The organism is Collinsella sp. OM04-5 (genome assembly GCF_003439125.1).
Classification (GTDB): domain Bacteria; phylum Actinomycetota; class Coriobacteriia; order Coriobacteriales; family Coriobacteriaceae; genus Collinsella.
Window position 1 is genome coordinate 30,928 of sequence record NZ_QSUU01000017.1, and the last position, 18,444, is coordinate 49,371.

General features: G+C 55.5%; 17 protein-coding genes and 1 pseudogene. 14 read left to right on the plus strand and 4 right to left on the minus strand.

Features of this window, described 5'->3' with window-relative positions:
- The 5 genes from DXB53_RS09440 to DXB53_RS09460 all read left to right on the plus strand — a co-directional run.
- A partial coding sequence (locus DXB53_RS09440) for an ABC transporter ATP-binding protein (protein ID WP_233503861.1) occupies positions 1–1,063 on the plus strand: 1,063 nt, incomplete at its 5' end.
- The gene (locus DXB53_RS09445) at positions 1,063–1,881 is read left to right on the plus strand and encodes a hypothetical protein (protein WP_117564851.1); all 819 of its coding nucleotides are present in this window, start codon (positions 1,063–1,065) and stop codon (positions 1,879–1,881) included. The genes DXB53_RS09440 and DXB53_RS09445, both read left to right, overlap by 1 nt.
- A complete protein-coding gene (locus tag DXB53_RS09450) occupies positions 1,878–2,666 on the plus strand; it encodes a hypothetical protein (RefSeq protein ID WP_035137757.1) in 789 nt (262 codons plus the stop codon). Before DXB53_RS09445 ends, DXB53_RS09450 begins: the two co-directional genes overlap by 4 nt.
- A gap of 344 nt (positions 2,667–3,010) precedes the next feature.
- Entirely contained in the window at positions 3,011–4,030 is a 1,020-nt protein-coding gene (locus tag DXB53_RS09455) for a radical SAM protein (RefSeq protein WP_147324164.1), read from the plus strand.
- On the plus strand, positions 4,014–5,648 hold the full coding sequence (locus DXB53_RS09460; RefSeq protein ID WP_084591801.1) for an ABC transporter ATP-binding protein: 1,635 nt from the start codon (positions 4,014–4,016) through the stop codon (positions 5,646–5,648). Before DXB53_RS09455 ends, DXB53_RS09460 begins: the two co-directional genes overlap by 17 nt.
- Positions 5,649–6,545: 897 nt before the next feature.
- On the opposite strand, the gene DXB53_RS09475 is transcribed toward DXB53_RS09460, so the two are convergent.
- Together DXB53_RS09475 and DXB53_RS09480 are read right to left on the minus strand one after the other, a co-directional pair.
- Positions 6,546–7,064, minus strand: a complete 519-nt coding sequence (locus DXB53_RS09475; RefSeq protein WP_124786586.1) for a hypothetical protein — start codon at positions 7,062–7,064, stop codon at positions 6,546–6,548.
- A 142-nt stretch (positions 7,065–7,206) separates the two neighbouring features.
- Positions 7,207–8,505: an ATP-binding protein gene (locus tag DXB53_RS09480; protein ID WP_117856218.1), complete on the minus strand. Its 1,299-nt coding sequence runs from the start codon at positions 8,503–8,505 to the stop codon at positions 7,207–7,209.
- A gap of 293 nt (positions 8,506–8,798) precedes the next feature.
- Between DXB53_RS09480 and DXB53_RS10235 the strand changes: the two are divergent.
- Together DXB53_RS10235 and DXB53_RS09990 are read left to right on the plus strand one after the other, a co-directional pair.
- Positions 8,799–8,909 (plus strand): annotated as a pseudogene (locus DXB53_RS10235) (hypothetical protein); the annotation flags it as partial.
- 14 nt (positions 8,910–8,923) lie between these two features.
- Complete coding sequence (locus DXB53_RS09990) at positions 8,924–9,073, plus strand: hypothetical protein (protein WP_158556525.1); 150 nt, start codon at positions 8,924–8,926, stop codon at positions 9,071–9,073.
- Between the two features lie 88 nt (positions 9,074–9,161).
- Here the strand turns inward: DXB53_RS09990 and galE are convergent, their stop codons facing one another.
- The gene (galE, locus tag DXB53_RS09490; RefSeq protein ID WP_117584254.1) at positions 9,162–10,223 is read right to left on the minus strand and encodes a UDP-glucose 4-epimerase GalE; all 1,062 of its coding nucleotides are present in this window, start codon (positions 10,221–10,223) and stop codon (positions 9,162–9,164) included.
- 266 nt (positions 10,224–10,489) lie between these two features.
- Here galE and DXB53_RS09495 point away from each other — a divergent pair, with 266 nt between their 5' ends.
- A complete protein-coding gene (locus DXB53_RS09495; RefSeq protein WP_117584255.1) occupies positions 10,490–11,695 on the plus strand; it encodes a CHAP domain-containing protein in 1,206 nt (401 codons plus the stop codon).
- Positions 11,696–12,172: 477 nt separating this feature from the next.
- Positions 12,173–12,538, plus strand: coding sequence for a hypothetical protein (locus DXB53_RS09500; protein WP_117584256.1), 366 nt, complete (start codon positions 12,173–12,175; stop codon positions 12,536–12,538).
- A 68-nt stretch (positions 12,539–12,606) separates the two neighbouring features.
- On the opposite strand, the gene murB is transcribed toward DXB53_RS09500, so the two are convergent.
- Complete coding sequence (gene murB, locus DXB53_RS09505; RefSeq protein WP_117584257.1) at positions 12,607–13,569, minus strand: UDP-N-acetylmuramate dehydrogenase; 963 nt, start codon at positions 13,567–13,569, stop codon at positions 12,607–12,609.
- 183 nt (positions 13,570–13,752) lie between these two features.
- Here murB and DXB53_RS09510 point away from each other — a divergent pair, with 183 nt between their 5' ends.
- From DXB53_RS09510 to DXB53_RS09530, 5 genes are all read left to right on the plus strand, one after another.
- Positions 13,753–14,781 (plus strand): LacI family DNA-binding transcriptional regulator, encoded by a 1,029-nt coding sequence (locus DXB53_RS09510; RefSeq protein WP_117584258.1) that lies wholly within the window; start codon positions 13,753–13,755, stop codon positions 14,779–14,781.
- A gap of 249 nt (positions 14,782–15,030) precedes the next feature.
- Complete coding sequence (locus tag DXB53_RS09515) at positions 15,031–15,519, plus strand: hypothetical protein (protein ID WP_117584259.1); 489 nt, start codon at positions 15,031–15,033, stop codon at positions 15,517–15,519.
- A gap of 38 nt (positions 15,520–15,557) precedes the next feature.
- Positions 15,558–16,325 carry a GntR family transcriptional regulator gene (locus DXB53_RS09520; RefSeq protein WP_117584260.1) on the plus strand — a complete coding sequence of 256 codons (768 nt, stop codon included), beginning with the start codon at positions 15,558–15,560 and terminating at the stop codon, positions 16,323–16,325.
- A complete protein-coding gene (locus DXB53_RS09525; RefSeq protein ID WP_117584261.1) occupies positions 16,310–17,023 on the plus strand; it encodes a GntR family transcriptional regulator in 714 nt (237 codons plus the stop codon). The genes DXB53_RS09520 and DXB53_RS09525 overlap by 16 nt, the downstream gene beginning before the upstream one ends.
- 192 nt (positions 17,024–17,215) lie before the next feature.
- The gene (locus DXB53_RS09530) at positions 17,216–18,331 is read left to right on the plus strand and encodes an SIS domain-containing protein (RefSeq protein ID WP_117584262.1); all 1,116 of its coding nucleotides are present in this window, start codon (positions 17,216–17,218) and stop codon (positions 18,329–18,331) included.
- Positions 18,332–18,444 lie beyond the last annotated feature (113 nt).

An 18,444-nucleotide genomic window follows, 5' to 3' on the forward strand; every position in this document is an offset into this window, starting at 1 on the left:
TGCACAGACTGTTCAAAGATATTTTGGCCAGCAGCGCCTGAGGGGCGATGTGGCATTGCAATATGGGGGGCGAACCGACGTTACCTATAACCCCGCACAATTGCCATGTCGTCCCTTTTTATTGACGGGGAGGATGTCGTCCATGCGGGAAGTCCCAGTTGAATTGCGTGCCATATCCAAGAGATATGGCGGGTTTGAAGCGGTTAAATCAGTCTCGTTCTCTTTAATGGAAGGCGAGCTGTGTGCACTCATTGGGGAGAATGGTGCCGGCAAGAGCACGTTAATTCGATTGATCACGGGGCTTTCGGAGCCATCGTCAGGAACGATCTCGATGTTTGGGCAAACCGGGAGACGTGAAATACGGAGCTGCAGGGAAAGGCTGGGTTATATGCCCGACCTCAATGCTTCGTATCCTAATCTGACCGCGCGAGACAACTTGGTCGTTCGCTGTATTGAGTGGGGGCTTCCCACCGATCGTTCCATCGACGGTGTGTTATCAACCGTCGGTTTGGGGGAGGCCGGCGGGAAGAAAGTGAAGAACTTCTCAATGGGAATGAGGAGGCGTCTCGATCTGGCCATAGCGTTGCTGGGCGATCCGGAGCTGTTGATCCTGGACGAGCCGACAAACGGCCTGGATCCGATGGGGATAGTCGAAGTAAGAAAAATCCTTACGCATCTTAACAAAGATCAAGGTAAAACGATTCTCGTATCCAGCCACAATCTTGAGGAGATGCACAAGCTGGCAACTGATTACCTCTTCATAAGTCATGGTCGCCTCATTCGAAGGATGACCGCACCTCAGCTGGAAAAGTCATGCCGCGGTGGTTTCGTGTTGCATGTGGACGATCTGGAGCGAACGAGATCGGTTCTCGGAGATGAGACCTCACATTCTTTTCTGCCGGACGGCAGCGTCCTTATGCGCTATGAGGAGAAAAAGGAAGGGCGGGGCATTGCAATCGAAGCGCTCTCGACCGCAGGTGTGAGGGTTGCGGAGGCGTATTCTCATAGGAAGAGCCTTGAGGAGTTTTATTCGGAGCTCATCGGTCGAGAGAGCGAGCTGTGATGAAACGCGAGTTCATCTCAGCTTTTCGGAGCGAGGTATGGTTGCTCGCCAGGCACCCGGCGACCGCTCTGATGATTGCGCTTGCGGCTGTGCTGTATGTGGTTGCGGCTGCGACTTCGTCTGAGGTGCTGATCATGGTCGCCGGTGATGACCCGTATACGCTTGGAGGGGCTATAGGTTTTATTGGAAACCTAGTGGATGCAGGGGACGTTTTGGGCTCTGTTGCCCGGACGTCTTTTGCGTCTACAGTGGTCTGGATTCCGGTGACGATTCTCTACGCGGTTTACGCTACGTCGAGAGACTTTGAATCCGTGGCTTACGCCGTATCGAGATCGCGAGGGGTGTCGCAGGCGGCGATTGTGATCACGAAGCTGTTGGTGAACTGCACTCTGGTCGGTGCCGTGTATCTTCTTTCTACGACTGCGCTGTATTTAACCAAGATGGCCCAATGGGACGTTGGGGCCTCGTGCTCAGGGTTTGCCCAATTTGTATCGATTGCGCTGATGATCGCGCTGCTGCTCATTTCGATGTACGCCGCTACCTTCGCCCTGTATTTGCTCACGAGGAGTGTGGTGGCGAGCAGCGTCGTTGCAATAGCGGTTTCGACATTTGTGATGGTGTGGTTCCCAAGTACATACGGAAGCGGTCAGCCCAGCTTGCTGCTCATGCTCTCGCCCGTGTATTACCTGATGAACCTGTGTTCCCTGAGTATGCAGAATGTTGGTGTAATTCAGGTTTTGCTGTATGCGGGCGGCACTGTGCTTGTGTCGGTTGGAGTTGCGCTCGTCTCGCTATTTGTAAGGACGGCGGTTCGATGAATCTTGGGATGTCGGTCAGGGCGGAACTGTTCCGCGCAAGGAGAATGAAACTCGCCGTGATAATAGCGCTGATGTATTTGGGCATCGCGGGGATTTATGTGTTTGCCGGGTCCGGCGCATGGGTCTCCGCAGGGGGAGAGGGCCAGTTCTTTGGCTTTTCCGCCGATCCGGGCTATCTTTTCTCGATAGGGGTTGGGCCAACGGGTATCTCTTCCTGGCTAAGTGTCGTCTCCATGGCGCATACGGTGTTCTTCCCAATCGTCTCTGTTGTTGTGGCGGGGACGCTATTCGGTGATGCGACGAGCGTGTCGGCAAGGGGAGTTTCGATTGCTCGGGGCTTCCGCAGCTGGCAGCTGTTTGCGGCAAAGACATTGGCTTGCGAAGTGTATACGCTGTGCCCCTACATCGTGTTTACTCTCGGTGTCGCTGCGGTCTTTGCCGTGTGCTCCGGAAGCGGTCTAGACAGCCTTACGGTTGGTAATGTGACCTCGGCACTCCTGTCGAATATCGTTATAGACGCCGCTTATACGCTGATGGTTGCGGTTGCATATGAGGTGTTCAGGATCAGATCTCTTGTGTCGGGAGCCTTGCTGGTCGCAACGTTCGCGGGCCTTGTTATCGCGATGAGTTTCCCAACCGTTTTACCCCCGGTTCACATGGCTTATTGGATGAGGGCGTGCGGGGCTGCCGGCGGGACGGTCCTGATGGCTGCATGCGGCCATGCGGTCATCGTGTCGCTCGCATGTCTATTGCTGCTTTCGTGCAGTTTTTATCGAAGAAGGTAGTGCGCTGGCGTATGCGCAGCGTCTGAGGGTCGATATGGATTTGGTTGGAAATGGAGATGGTGCGAAGTGAAACTGTCGCAATTTAATGTGGTGCATGAACATAACGGAAGTCTTCTTATCATGAATGCGCGAACCGGCGGCATCCTGTCGTTAAATCCGGAATACGCGCAGAAATTCAAAAGGATTCAAGAAGGGACGTTCGGGATGCCGATGATCTTGTCGCGGAGCTGATAAGGGGAGGCATCCTAGTCAATGAGGAGAGGGACGAGCTTGGGGAGATCAGGTTGCAAAGTCGCGCCGCGCGCTTTGCGAATACTGCTCTGTCCCTTACCATTGCGCCAACGATGGCTTGCAACTTTTGCTGTCCCTACTGCTATGAAAAGGGACAGGCGTACACGACGATGGGCGAGGAGGTTTTGACACAGCTCTCCAAGTTCGTGAAAGATTACTATCCTGGTATCGCAAGTCTCTCAGTTGGATGGTACGGCGGCGAGCCTCTGCTCGGAATGAAGATGATCGAACGGATTACGTCGGATCTGAAAGATGTCGTGGGGCCAACGTGTGAATATTCCGCATCGATAGTGACAAATGGCTATCTGCTGACGCCTGATGTTGCAAGGAGGCTCGCGGCATGTGGTGTGACGAGCGCGCAAGTGACTATAGATGGATCGAAGTCGGATCACGATTCGAGAAGGATTCTTCACGACGGAAGCCCTACATACGAACGTATTCTCAAGAACGTCAAAGAGTGTGCCGACATCATCGATATTTCGATAAGGAGCAACGTCGACAAGACCAACATCGAGGCCGCTCAAGAGCTATTGGATTATCTCGAGCTAAATGGCCTGATGAATAAGGTTCACTTCTATTTAGCCCCTGTTGACGATATCAATCAGGTATGTGCGAACGACAGCCACTGCTTTACTGTAAAAGAGTTCTCGTATGAGGAGACTGAGTTTTATAAAAGGGCAATTGCGCGGGGCTTCAAAGTTCAACCTTTTGGTGGGACGAATTTCGGGATATGTTGCGCCGTTGGAATCAACTCGTACGTGGTTGATCCCGTCGGAGATTTGTATAAGTGCTGGGATGACATTGGAATGAAGGAGCGGAGGGTCGGAACTATTTTCGAGCCGCCAATGTTGAGCAAGAACATGATTAACTGGATGGCATATGAGCCGGATGACCCGGAATGCCAAGAGTGCTTTGCTTTTCCCATGTGCATGGGAGGGTGCCCCAACCACGCCTTAAACGGTGAGGGGAAACGTTGCGTTTCCTTCCGGTATGATGCCGAGCAAAAAATGCTGCTCTCCCAGATGATGAATACGGCAAAACGGGGTGCGGGGCAAAATGAGGCTGATGCTTAATCTCTGTAGAAAATATATACTGGGCGGTCGATTCTACGCCTATCTTGTCGTAACAGTTTTGGTCGGGCTGCTTGCGCTTGCGGGTCCCTTTCTTACCGGCATAGTGGTAAACCGATTGGCGATGCCGGCCAGCGCCGATCTTGCCGCCGTTCTCGTTTGTTGCCTTATTTTGGTTGCGGTCCAAGCGGTTCGAGCGGGACTAGTGTATTGCTCAGAGATGCTGTACATCAACCTTCAGTCGCATGCGGGGTTCGGCTTAAATGCGGATACGCTTGAGCACGTGAAGCACCTTCCCCAGGCATTCTTCGAGGGCTTCAACGCGTCGTATTATAACCAGCAAATCAATCACGACGCTAATGACCTTGTCATCTTCGTAATCAACTCGGTTGTGGGGGTTTCAAGCAACGTTATCACCCTTTTGTCCGCCCTGTTTGTTCTCGGTAGCCTGAATATCAAGTTGAGTGTGGTCTGCCTTGTTCTTGCGGCAGCGAGTGCCGCTTTTTATGCGGTTTCACGCGCAAGGCTGTTTGAGAGAAGTTTTGACGTACAAGAGCAGAGCGCGAGGTTTTTTTCCTGTCTACAAGATCAGTTGGAGAAAGTTGATTTCATCCGCAAACATGCTTTGTTCGATAGGTCCCGCGCTGTACTGGTCGAAGCTTTTAATGGGCTCTATCCAACGATGAGAGCAAATCAGGAAGTAGGGTCTAGATTTACCTTTGGCAACGCGTTGGTCGCTTCCGCCGCTCAAGGATGTCTTCTTGCTGTGGGCGCGGTTGAAGTGATGGGCGGGAGACTGTTGCCTGGTTTTCTCGTGACTGCTGTTGGATATTATTCGAACTTAAGCTCAGCGGTACAGTATTTGTTGGGCTGGGGAAGGGATTACCAGACTAATCGCGTATGCTATGAGCGGCTGAAAAGAATTTGGGATGTCCCGGTGGAAGCGAATGGCAAATTGGCGCTTGGTCCGATTGAGGAAATCCGTCTAGAGAACATCAAGCTACGTTATCCAGGGGCGGAAAGGGTCGCGTTAAGCATTGAGGGGCTCGCGTTTTCCAGGGGTCGGCTATATGGAATCTCGGGGCCGAATGGTTCGGGGAAGAGCTCGCTGCTGTCAGTGATATTGGGGCTATATCCAGATGACACAGAAGGGGCCGTTCGCTACAACGGGGTGTCACAGCGTTGCATCGATCGATATGCATTGCGGCGGTGTCGAGTCAGCATTACGGAGCAAGAACCCCCTATCGTTGAGGGGACGATTCTCGATAATCTTACGCTGCTTTCTGATGATTACGAGATGGATAAGCTGAATCGGATGCTTGTCATATTGGGGCTAGACGAAATGGTTGCTTCTGTGGAGAACGGGGCAACGGCGATGCTTGACGGCGGGAAAGGAGGGGTGTCCGGCGGCGAGAAGCAAAAGATTGCAATTGTGAGACAGCTGTTGAAATCGCCGGACGTTATGCTTTTTGATGAACCGACCTCAGCACTTGATGCGAAGAGTCGAGGCGCGCTGATCAAATTGCTTCATGAAATTAAGAGAGACCATATTGTAATCGTTGTCACTCATGACGAGGAGATGCTTGCCGCCTGTGACGAGGTCATTTCGACGGCTGGATGATTATCGGATTGTGGCGTTGAAGACCAAGAAACTTGAAATGGCGTGGGCTCTGGGTAGGTCTCCACGGGTACGCCGTCGGTGCTGTACTCGACCGCCCGGCAAGAAGGTTTTATAGCGTGTTTCCCCAGAGAGGTCCCTTTGTCCGGTAGTGGCGAGGGGAGCCTCTCTTTTGCTCACCTCTTGCGGCGGAGGGGGACACCATGCGCCTATGCAGGACAAACTGCGCGTTCTTGTCGAATGATGGGCTATGTGTAGAGATGATGGTCTCGGGTAGAGGCCGTGTCGCGCTCGGCTGCGATGAGCCAGGCAATTCAATCTTCATCCGGGAGGGCCTTGGCAAGACAAGCAGGGCGAAGACCTTGGCGACGTTCGGGAGCCGTGTGGCGCCCGGCTCCGCGCTCATCCACGACATGGAGCCGGGCGCCACACGGCTCCCGTCAACAATCTGTCACTGAAGAGCCAGCACTACAACGCGAAGCTGCTCAAGGGCGTTCCCGACGGCCAGAACCCGCTGGGGCCCGTGAACCGGATGCGCTACTTCATGCAGTGCTTCCTGAGGGCTCATCCCGGCTCCAACCGGGACGACATGCGGGGCTGTGGCTATGAGTCCGCCCGAGGACAAGCTTGAGAAGGTCGCGATGGTGCTCGATCGGGCAATGCGATACCCGAAAACGCTCAGGTTCAGGCAGTTCTATGCAAGAAAGCCCAGTTCAGATGAGTTCGACGAGCAATATTTATCAACACAGTGCAAGGGGGGATTATATTTGTATTTCATCCGTGTTGAGCTTCACACGGTGCGCGACTCATCGCAAACTGGCGGGCGCAGCGGAAAGAAAACCGACTGCAGACGAACGATCGATATCGGGAGCAAATAGCCACCGGATGCTTTTCGGTCTCCTACGCGTCGACCTCCGCGATTTCTTCTGCGTCTCGCCAAGTTGAAAGGAGCGATGTCGAAAACTCCTTTTCGGTTAGCGTCAAGACATCCTTCACGCAAAAACCTTTCAATTTGTCAGGAAGCCCAAAACGCGCTTTTTTCCTAATCGAGCTGGCAACCCGCTTCAACGCGGTCTTGTTCTTGTCCTCGTTGTATACCAAAACAAAGACGCAGTGCTCGCGAAACCATCTCGTCCTCTTTCCCCACAGGTCCGAGCAGATCAAAACGCTGTCCTTGCACTTCTCGATGAGGGCGTCCCTTTGGCCAAGATTGATACCAAGCTCTTCGTCATCCTTGGGATTGAGCCTCTTCCCCAGCGTCTCCTTCAGACTGCCGTTTTTAAATTCGACTAGATATAACGTTTCCCGATCGCAATACAGCGCATCGGCGGAGCGCGGGAGTTGCATCCACCTATTGACCTTCTTGCAGTAGCATTCTTTAACAGAGTCAAAATTGACAACAGGCAAATCGTCATCCACAAGAGAGACGCTCCCGTCTCTGGATGTTTTGGAGATGGTCGACGTGCAGTCCCTTAGGATACAGGTCCTGCAACGGGAGCAACCATCGCTGCCATCTGGCACCGCGGGAGAGTTCGGATGAGGGCAGGAGGCGCACAGGTCGCTACTCAAGGCCGTACTCCTCCCTCTCAAGCGTATCAAAAGGAGCCGCCAGCTTCTCGTAGGCGACCTCAGTCGAGCCGGTTATATCGGCAAAGCGAGAGCGTCCATCAGTGCAGGTCTCCGCAAGATAATATGAGCACAATCCATCAACAGCGTGCTTCTTAGAATACACTTCGATCGCATTCAGGAAATATGGACTATGGGTGCTCATTAAGACGTGCATCCCGAGCTCTTTCTGGAGCAGCACGATTATCTCGGCGAAGGCCAGCTGCCATGCAGGATGAAGATGAATCTCGGGTTCATCGAGGATAATAGTCCCTCCGGCATCTAGCGCGCCGGACTTCAAGAGCACCTTCATGATGGCGAACGTCTTCAAGCCAGCAGAAAGGTTCCCAGGCTCCAACCCCCGAGCGAAGCCCTCTTCGAGATACGTAAGGTGACCGCGACTTTCGCTCCTCTCGAAATGCCCCGGACATAAGGAGGAAACCTTGTCCATGAGAACCTTCAGGTGTCGCTCCTTCGCGATCTCTTCGAACAGCGAGGACTCGCTGTCATCGTTACGGATGGTCGCCTGAATCAAATCTTGCCGCAGCTCCTCCTGGTGTCCAAGGAGGGGCTTGAACCGAAAAGCGGGGCCGTAGGGTCCTCCGAGAGAATCGATCAGGAACGGGTCGTCCAGATAATGCGCCCTGAATCGCAAAACCCTCCTATCGTGCACCTCCGCCACCTCGTCACTTGCAACCGAGAAAACCGTAGATGCGTCCTTTATCTGGAGCTCGACCTTCCCGGGCTCTTCGCCGAAAACCGAATTGATCTGGCCGTTGAACTCGCTTCGGAACCTGTTTGTCGCAATCGCACGAAATACCTCATCATCGGAGATATCCATGATCTCGATAATCTGATCGGCAACTCCTGCTACGCCATTCGTGAAATCGGATTCGATCTCACGGGAGATCTCCTCCCCGTAATACTCCTTTATCTCATCAATAAGCTCGTCCCTCGTGCACTCGCCCGAAAAAACCCTGTCGATGAAACTATTCATTCTTCCAGCAGTTCGCCTGTGGCGAGACGTGGAGTCGAGAGGGCTTCCCACATATGCCTTCCTGATGGCGCGCTCAACACTATTGCGCCTCATGCGGTCGATTTTGTTCTCCGAATCGGACATGCTGTTGAAGGCCGCATAAAGCGCTTTTCCAACCGTGCTTTTCCCCGTCCCGTTCTCCCCGGCGATCACGGCAATACCATTAATCTCGATATCGGCCTCAGCGACCCTGCCGATGTTTTTCATCTTGATTTTCAATGCATATCACCAGCTCTAAACTCGCGAGACTCAATAGCTCGATTATCGCACAGAGAGATCGACTTCTCGAGGACTCCCTAAATGGAACGCGCGGTGAGGACATGGCTCGCCGCCGTCCGCTTCGCGTTCGCGCGGGGGAAGGTGACGACCAGGGACCTCTCCGGGCTCATCGAGAGGAGCGCCAGATTCTCCTCGTCCATTTGAACTGTATCGTATTCAAGGACACTTGACTTAGAGGAATGGCGTTGAGCGGCGATAATCGTTTCAGCGCCAAAAAGAAAGGAGTGTCAGTCATGGCAGACGGGCCCTCCTACACAGCGGGGTACCGCGCCGAGGCCGCAGACTTCGCCGCCGCGTCGGGGAAGCCCATCGCCCAAGTGGCAGCCGACCTCGGCATCAACGAGAAGACCCTGGGAAGATGGGTGACGGTCAGGAAGAAGGAGCTGACCAACCACCCGGTCGCGGCGGCCGCAAGTGCATGCGCGAGCTCGAGCTCGAGAACGAGTTCCTAAAAAGCCCCGACCTCACATTGGAGGCCGGGGCCAGTAGATTTTTGGGACATGTCTAGAAATCTACCCATGCAGGAAGCGGCATGTGCCGAGCATGTCGCGTGCTAGGTTTTGAGGCATGCCACAAAACCTAGCACGGGGGAGTGGCTACTCGGCGTCGGCGAAGCCGTTGGGGTTATGGCTCTGCCAATTCCAGCTGTCGCGGCACATGTCCGCGATGTCGTACTGGGCCTTCCAGCCCATCATGCGTTCGGCCTTGGAGGCATCGCACCAGTTGGCGGCGATATCGCCGGCACGGCGCTCGCGAATCACGTAGGGCAGCTCCTTGCCACAAGCCTTGGAGAAGGCGGCGATGACCTCGAGTACCGAGGTGCCGGTGCCGGTGCCCAGGTTAAAGATCTCGACGCCGGTTTTGCCGTTCATCCAGTTAAGGGCGGCAACGTGACCAGAGGCCAGATCGCACACGTGGATGTAGTCGCGCACGCCGGTGCCGTCGGGGGTGGGGTAGTCGTTGCCAAAGACCTGAACGGCCTCGAGCTTGCCCACGGCGACCTGGGCGACATAGGGCACCAGGTTGTTGGGGATGCCCTTGGGGTCCTCGCCGATCAGGCCCGACGGATGAGCACCGATGGGGTTGAAGTAACGGAGCAGCACGACGTCCCACTCGGGGTCGGCGGTGTGGACGTCCATAAGGATCTGCTCGATCATCCACTTGGTCCAGCCATAGGGGTTGGTTGCGGGCTTCTTGGGGTCTTCCTCGGTGACGGGCGGGTTGTCCGGGTCGCCGTAGACGGTCGAGGAGCTCGAGAAGATGATGGACTTGCAGCCATGGTTGCGCATGACGTCGATGAGCACCAGGGTGTTCTCGATGTTGTTGTGGTAGTACTCGACGGGCTTGCTCACCGACTCGCCGACGGCCTTAAAGCCGGCAAAGTGGATGACACGGTCGATCTGATGGGTATCGAAGATCTTGTTCATCGCATCGCGGTCGAGCACGTTGGCCTTGTAGAAGGTGAGGTTCTTGGCGGCTTCGTCGCCCACGATGGTCTTGACGCGGTCGACGGCGACGGCGCTGGAGTTGGAGAGATCATCGACGATGACGACCTGGTAGCCACCCTCGAGCAGCTGAACGACGGTGTGCGAGCCGATAAAACCGGCGCCACCGGTAACGAGGACGCAGGTGTCTTTGGGGTCGAGTGCTTTGGACATGTAGTCTCCTATCGAATCAGGAACACTTCTAGAGGGGAGTATAGCGCAGGCGGGGACGCCCAAATGGTGCACTGTAGGAAAAGCAGAGGATTATGTTAACGTACTCATATAAGAGCTTGCTCAATTGTTACCTCAAATTTGACAATTGCTTACGAGCCGCCGACCTTGTAGTTTCCTGCCGTTCGTGGAAATCGTTGGGACGCGCCATATGTACGCTAATATGTATGAGTTGAGCGACATATAAATAAGCATGTAACGGAGTACATATGTCACCAAACAGCGATTCCATCCTTTCCCAGGAGCTCTCGCGCCGCACTGCCCTTAAGGCCCTGTTCGGCGCCGCTTCTGCGGCAGTTCTTTTTGGCCTGCCCACTCGCGCCCATGCGGCGGAGGCTTCCAAAGAAACCACCGATAAATTGAATGCCGCCCAGGCCCAACTCGACGAGGTTCAGGCCCAGCTCGACAGCATCGCAAATGAGTATGCGGCGCTGGCCAACAAGAATGCCCAGACCCTCAACGACATCGAGAATGTCCAGGGCAAGATTGACGACACGCAGGCCCAGATCGACGAAAAGAAGGCCGAGCTCAAGAAGAAGCGCAACGACCTTTCCGATCGCGTGGCCGCCAGCTACAAGTCCGGCGGTACGAACATCCTGTCGCTGCTGCTGGCCTCTGGCTCGTTTGAGGAACTCGTCGCCAACGCGCATTACGTTGAGAAGATCAACAAGAGCGACCGCGATGCCATCGAGGATATCCAGACGATTCAGGCCGAGCTCGACGCACAGAAGACCGAGCTCGAAGCACAAAAGGCTGACCTGGAGAAACTCAAGGATCAGCAGATGGCTCAGATGCAGGATATGCAGGCCAAGCAGCAAGAGGTCCAGACCGTGCTGAACGGTCTTTCCGACGACGTCAAGGAGCTCATGGCTCAGCGTGATTCCGAGATTCTCGCTGCCGCCCAGGCCGAGGAGGCCGCTAGGAAGGCCGCCGCTGCCGCGGCTGCCGCGAACAAGAACAATTCCTACTCGGGTGGTTCGAGCTCGGGCGGTGGATCGTATGCGCCCGGAACTCCGCAGCAGAATGCCGGCTCGGGCAAGCAGCAGGCCGTCGTCAACGCGTGCTACTCCACGCCTTCGCCGGGTCAGAACTGGTGCGCGGCGTGGGTTACCAATGTCTTCCGTAACGCCGGCGTTGGCTACTTTGGCGGCAACGCGTGTGACATGTTCAACGCCTGGTGCTATAGCTCCGACCGCTCGGCGCTGCAGGTGGGCATGATCGTGGCCGACTCCTCGCATAGCGGCACGGGTGCTCCGGGCCTTATCTACGGTCATGTGGGTATCTACGTTGGCGGCGGCATCGTTATGAGCAACGAGGGTGCCATTACGTCTAAGTCGCTTGATTCGTTTATTAGCTTCTATGGTACTGGCTCTGGCGTGCGTTGGGGCTGGCTTGGCGGTATTGCGCTGTCGTAACGGCGGTTTGAAGTAAGTTGGTCCGTGGCTGCCCGGAAGGCATTAGGTTGCCTGCTCGGACAGTCCTGCTCGCACGGAGAGCACATTAAGTGCTCTCCGGCTCGTGCGGAACTCGCGATCAACCTAATGCCTTCCGGGCAGCCACGGACCTCTCGGATCCAATGCGTCACACACCGGACTGGTTGTCTGAATAAATATGGCGAAGGCCCCTTTCGGGGCCTTTTTTAAATGAATTTATCGACTCCGTGGACTTCGGTTTTGGAATTTGGAGCCGACGGCTCACCAAAGTGGAAAATGAAATATAACCTAGCTGCAATAATCGCCTTGTTGCGAACTCGAACTGATCATGTAGATTTAAAATAGCCGCAATTTGCAATTGTCGAGCGGTGCGTTGGGTTGGAGCTGCTGCGGGTCCTATATGGATTGCGGTCTTGCGCCCCGATGTCCAAATAGGTCTCTCTAGACGGGAAGTTGCTCATGGACACCATATATGACGGAGACGGCTGGGTCGATCATTATAGTTGGCGACTAGTCGGCTCGGATGACAATGGGGATGTGGTGTTTGATGGACTATGTCCAAAGCATCTCCATCCTTTTGTTTCGTCGTTAATTGAGAGTTCCGCTCGTGTTGCCCCCTACAGCTCGGCGTCGCTTCATGATACGGACGTTTTGAAGACCATAAGGGAATCAATTGACGAGGGCACGATGAGCAGCCCGCTGTTTTCTCAGCTTGTGGGGCTAGATGAGATTGGCTCGAAACGGCTGCTTGCGGGCGAAAAAGTGGAACTCACTTATCGGTCGATGATTTCAATCCTGCGGCTAGCCGATGTTCTTCGCAAATAAATGATAACGGGACAAGTGAGCTAGATCACTTGTCCCGTTATTAATTAAAGTGGATCGCGGTGGGCAGGCTATAAAAATTCGCCGACTCGGTGGACTTCGGGTTCTAGGTCTACGTCGAATTGGTCTTTGACGGTTGCTTGGATGTGGCGGATGAGTTTGTCGACGTCGGCTGCGGTGGCGTGGTCGGCGTTGACGATGAAGCCGCAGTGTTTTTCGCTCACCTGGGCGCCGCCGACGGCGTGGCCGCGCAGGCCGGCGTCCATGATGAGCTTGCCGGCAAAGTGGCCCTCGGGGCGCTTGAAGGTGGAGCCGGCGCTCGGCATATCGAGCGGCTGCTTGTCCTCGCGGCGCTGGCGATAGTCGTCCATGTCGGCCTTGATCATCGCAGCGTTGCCCGGGGCGAGATTGAAAGTGGCCGAAAGCACGATAAAGCCGTCGTCGGCGATGCGGCTCTTGCGATAACCCAGGTTGAGCTCGTCGACATCGAACTCGATGATATTGCCGCTGCCGCGGGTGCCGTCGTCGAGCATGCGAGCGGGCTTGTAGACACGCACGGACTCCAGCACATCGGCCATACAGGCACCGTAGGCACCGGCGTTCATGTAGCAGGCGCCGCCGACCGATCCGGGGATACCCGAGATGGGCTCCATGCCGGTGAGGCAGGCTTCGGCGGCAGTCGTGGCGACATCGGAAAGCAAGGCGCCGGCTGCCGCCGTGACGTGCGTGCCGTTGACCGTAATGTCGGAGAGGCCCTTGCCCAGCGCTACGACGACACCGCGGATACCCTTGTCACCGACGAGTAGGTCAGAGCCGTTGCCCACGATGGTGAGCGGCAGATCGCAGCGGTAGCAGGTGTCAAGCGTGGCGACGAGTCCCTGCTCGGTATCGGGCGTGACAAAGACATCGGCCGGGCCGCCGATCTTAAACGTGGTGTGCTCGCGCATGGGCTCGCTCATGAGTACGTTGTCCTCGCCGGCAACGCCGGCGAGCGCGCAGAGCAGGTCCTCGTTAAAAAAGTCGTTCTCGTGCATACGAATATCCGCCTTTTGGTGGTTGTTGTCATCAATCGTTTGCAATATACCCCACCTGGACGGATTTGGTGCGCTGGCGGCGATAAAACAGCCGTCCACCGGATTGGTAAAGTGTTTATCATCGAGGTAGAGGGGCAGTCGCTATACTTTCAAGAGATTGCGCGTAAACCCGGAAGGAGCGAGATGGCCAACAAAGTCACCCTCAAGCAGATCGCCCAGGAGGTGGGGCTTTCCCCTTCGTCGGTCTCGCTTGTTCTCAATAATCGGCCCTGTCGCATTTCAGAAGAAAACCGCAAGCTTATCAAGGAGGTTGCGGCGCGCAACCACTATGTTCCTAACCAGATCGCGCGTAGCCTGGTCATGCGCGAGTCGCGCACACTGGGCCTTATCGTTCCCAATATCGAGAGCCGCTTTTTTGCCTCGCTCGCCGGCAGTTTGGAAAAGCGCTGCCGCGAGGACGGTTACGCGCTCTTTATTACCAGCTCGGGTGGAAGCGCCGATGACGATTTGGAACTGCTGCGCCAGCTGGTGACGCGCGGCGTCGACGGCGTCTTTCTGGTAGTGGGTGACGAGTTCTCCGACGATCGCGCCCTGCGCGAGGAAGTGAGCCATCTGCCCATCCCTGCCGTGATGGTCGACCGCGCCATTGAGGGCCTCGAGTGCGACAAGGTGATGTTCGACCACGAGATGGGCGGCTACATGGCCACGCGGTATCTGATTGAGCAGGGTCATCGCCGCATCGCCTGTTTGGTTAACGCGCGTCGCTCCAATACGGGCCGCAAACGACTTGCCGGTTACGAGCGCGCGCTGCGCGAGGTGGGACTGCCCATCGACGCGCGCCTGGAGTTTGAGAGCGAGTACTACATTCCGAGCGCATACGAGGCCTCGGAGGCGGTGCTTGCAACCGATGCCACCGCCGTGTTCGCAAGCTCGGACAACATTGCCCTCGGTCTGCTCAAGCGCTTGCACGAGATGGGGAAGAGCATCCCGGGCGACATCTCTGTGGTGAGTTACGACAACTCGGCGGCCGACGTTCTCTTTGAGCCGGCGCTGACCGCGATTGAGCAGGATCCCGGTGTCCTTGCGGAGCATGCTTTTGGCTGCATGTCCAAGCGTCTTGCCGGTAGGGGCGGTAGACGTGCCGAAGAGGTCGTTCTGGAGCCGGCGCTTATCGTGAAGGGCAGTGTGCTTGACCTTACCGAATATAGCTAAGCGCACTTGTTTGTTTGCATAGATTGCATGCGGAGTGTCCGCTATTTGCCGGCGGGGCCGGGGAGGCATACTTTGTTTTGAGAAGTTCGCGGAGCCCACTTCTCAAAACAAAGCAGGCACCCCGGCCCTCGTCCGTGAACTTTTCCGCTGGGCGAGCCATAGACGCCGCGCACCGATACGGTAAAGCGGCGGCTTGAAATTGGTGCTATATTCAGCTTGAGTTGTTTAATGCTAGTACGGGAGGCTGATATGGGGCTGTTCAAGAAGAAAAACCCGCAGGATGCCTTTGATCCCGATGTGTTTACCATCACGGATACGATTTTGGACCCGCCGCGGGTTACATTTTTGCCGGCTATCTATCAGGATGCCACGCGCCGCAAGTGGGCCGTGCATCAGCGTGGCGGCGAGCCGAAGATTTTTGACTATGCGGACGTGCTTCAGTGCGAAGTAGCCGAGGCGGGCGATCCGGAGGCCGATGAAGCGGTCTCTAAACAGGAATTTGCCCAGCGTATTCTGGCAAATCCCGCTAAGGCGGCAAAAATGAACGCTGCCAAGCGTAATATGTGTCTTGGTATGGGCGTTGTTGTGGCGGTTCAGACGGGAAAAGACGAGGTTTCCAAATTGGAGATTCCCGTTATGACCGACGAAGTCAAACGCGATTCAAGCCTATATAAGTCGTATCGGAATGTCGCCGAGAAGATCAAGGCCGAATTTGATGCCATGGGAGGGCTGGTCTAATTTTGGCGGCATACGTTTCTGAATGAGGAGTCTGTGCAATGGCAGGCGAATCTTATGCAATTCCCCCTAAAGATCGTGCTGTTGAGGGAATTCTATGGTATATCCAGCACCATCAGCTTGCCGGCGGCGATCGCCTGCCGGCCGAGCGCGTGCTGTGCGAAGAGATCGGCGTTTCGCGTACGGCGTTGCGCGCCGGTATCACGCGGCTCATCTCGTGCGGAACGCTCGAGAGCCGTCGCGGATCGGGTACGTATGTGTGTCCTCCTAAGCCGCTGAACATCTTCCAGGAAACGTATAACTTTTCCGATGCCGTGCGGACTGCCGGCCTGCATCCCTCTTCTCGTCTGGTTTCCACCGAGACCATCGATGCGGATAAGACGCTTGCCGACAAGCTTGGGGTGGCTATAGGCGCTCCTTTGCTCCGCATGCAGCGCGTTCGACTTATTGAGGGCGAGCCGGCGTCAATCGAGACGGCTCACGTTAACCTGTCCCTGTGCCCATCGCTTCCCGAGCACGATTTTGAGTGCGAGAGCCTTTACGATGTCTTGCTCAAAGAAGGTGGCGTGCGTGTTGAGCATGGACGTGAGCATATCTCCATCTCGCGTTTGAACGCCGAAGAGGCCGAGCTGCTCCAACAAGAAGAGGGAACGCCGGTGTTCTATGAGAGCACGATGGAATTTGATAAGGACATGCGTTTTGTGGAGCATTGCAAATCGGTGATTTTGCCCACAAAGTTCCGCTTTGCCGATAACGGCGAAGAGAACGGCATGAGGAGCGTGGCAGGTGAACAATGGCTGAAACAGTAGATGCCACCCCGGTTTATATGCGCATTCGACGCCGCATCGAGGAACGTATCGAGCGCAGTATATATCCCACGGGTTCCATGATTCCGTCCGAAAAAGACCTTGCCGAGGAATTTGGTACGACACGCTTGACCATCCGAAGCGCTGTCGATGAGCTGGTTCGGCGCGGGCAGATTCGCCGTGTTCGGGGAAAAGGTGCCTTTGTGGCGCAGAAAGTACCTGCTTTTTTTGAACGCACGGTCGGTTTCCGTGAATCGGTCCGTGCTTCGGGCGGCGAGCCGTCCGTCCGTATTCTCGCGCGTTCCAAGCGTTATGCGGGGCCATATTACGCCGACCTGTTTGGCATCGCCGAGGACGACCTGCTCTATTCCGTTCGACGCCTGAACTGCATAAACGGTAGCCCCGTATCGATTGAGACGGCGCTGATTCCCTGCCTGCTGTTCCCAACCATCGAAGATATTGACGTGTCGGTCTTCAGTTTGTACGAGACCTATGAGATGCTGGGCCGAAAGCCAGTCATGGCACAGGAAAAGCTCGATATCGAAGCGCTGGGCGCACGAGATGCCGGCCTCCTTGGACTGGAACAGGGCGATCTTGTTTTGCTTTTGGAATGCGTGAGCTATGACGCGAGCGGTCAGGCTATCGAGTATGTAAAGTCCTTCAATCGTGGCGATACGGGCGGCTACACCTATACGTACTAGCTGGTATTTTGTGAATAACGGCTGGGAAACTAACCAGTTTGATCGTTGGGTCAGCTGTATATACAACCTTACAGGGCTCAAAATCGACCGTTCGCCGATGGGGATAAATTAATCGACAAAGAGGTATCAAAAAGCCGTAACCTGTAACTGTGATTGGTATCAAATACTAATGATTTGTTACGAGGTGAGACGATGAAGATGCTCGATTACGTTCAGCTTGCCCATGTGCGTATGGGGGAGAACCTCGAGCGTTCGTCTGAGCTGGTAGCGCAGCTCGTTGATATTTTCCAGTCCGGTTCTTTTGACGCGCTGCGCATCGTTGCTTCGGGTTCGTCGCGCCATGCCGCCGATTGCGCCCGCGATTACCTGCAAGATGCCCTGCAAATGCAGGTGTCCGTTGTGACGCCCGAGGCCTTCGTTGATTTTGAACACACCTATCCGCAGCATGCGCTCAACATTGCCGTTTCGCAGAGTGGCTATTCGACCAATACGATTGCGGCGCTCGATTACATGCGCGCACACGATATGGCTGCAGTTGCGCTCACGGCAAACGTCGAGGCACCCATCAAGGAACACGCTGACATCGTTCTTGACTACGGTGTGGGCGTCGAGTCGGTGGACTTTGTGACTCTGGGCGTCGAGGTGCTCGTTGAGTACCTGGTGCTCTTTGGTATTTACGGCGGTCAGGCGCGCGGAACGATTGACGCCAAGGGCGTTGCCCAGCGTCTTGACGACCTGCGCGAGGCCATCCAGGCCAATGCCGTGATGTGCAAGACCGCCGAGGCATATGTCCAAGACCACATGCTCGAGCTTTCTGAGCACACGCCCGCCATGGTCGTCGGCAACGGCCCCAACTATGGCGTTGCCGAAGAGGCGGCCCTCAAGCTGAGCGAGACCATCAAGATTCCTGCCATGCATCACGAAGGCGAGGAGTTCGTCCACGGTCCCGAGATGCAGATCGTTCCGGGCTATCTGGTGTTTATCGTCGACGATCCGCAGGGGTCGGAGCGTCTTGCGAATATCGCTGATGCGCTATCGAACGTTACGACAAAAACGGTGCTGCTCACGGCCCATCCCAAGGGTAGGGCTCACGAGGTTGCGGTGCCTCAGGTGGCTCCGCTGCTCAGCGCAATTCCCAATCTTGTGTTCTTCCAGACGATTGCGGCCATGATAGCCGAGCGTCTGAAGTCATGGGGCGTGCACCCGTATCTTGATGCCGTCTCCAAGCAAATGGAGGTCAAGGCAGAGGGCTACGAAGAGTCAGTCAATGCGCTTAAGGCCAAAGCGGCCGAGTGTTACGGAATGTAAGCGGGTTTTGATGCCCGTTGGCATGGGGGATGTGGAAACAACCCCAGAAAGGAGAGACAAATGAAGGAAACCGAGAAGATCGAGATCATGCATTTCGACCAGGAGGGCTATCT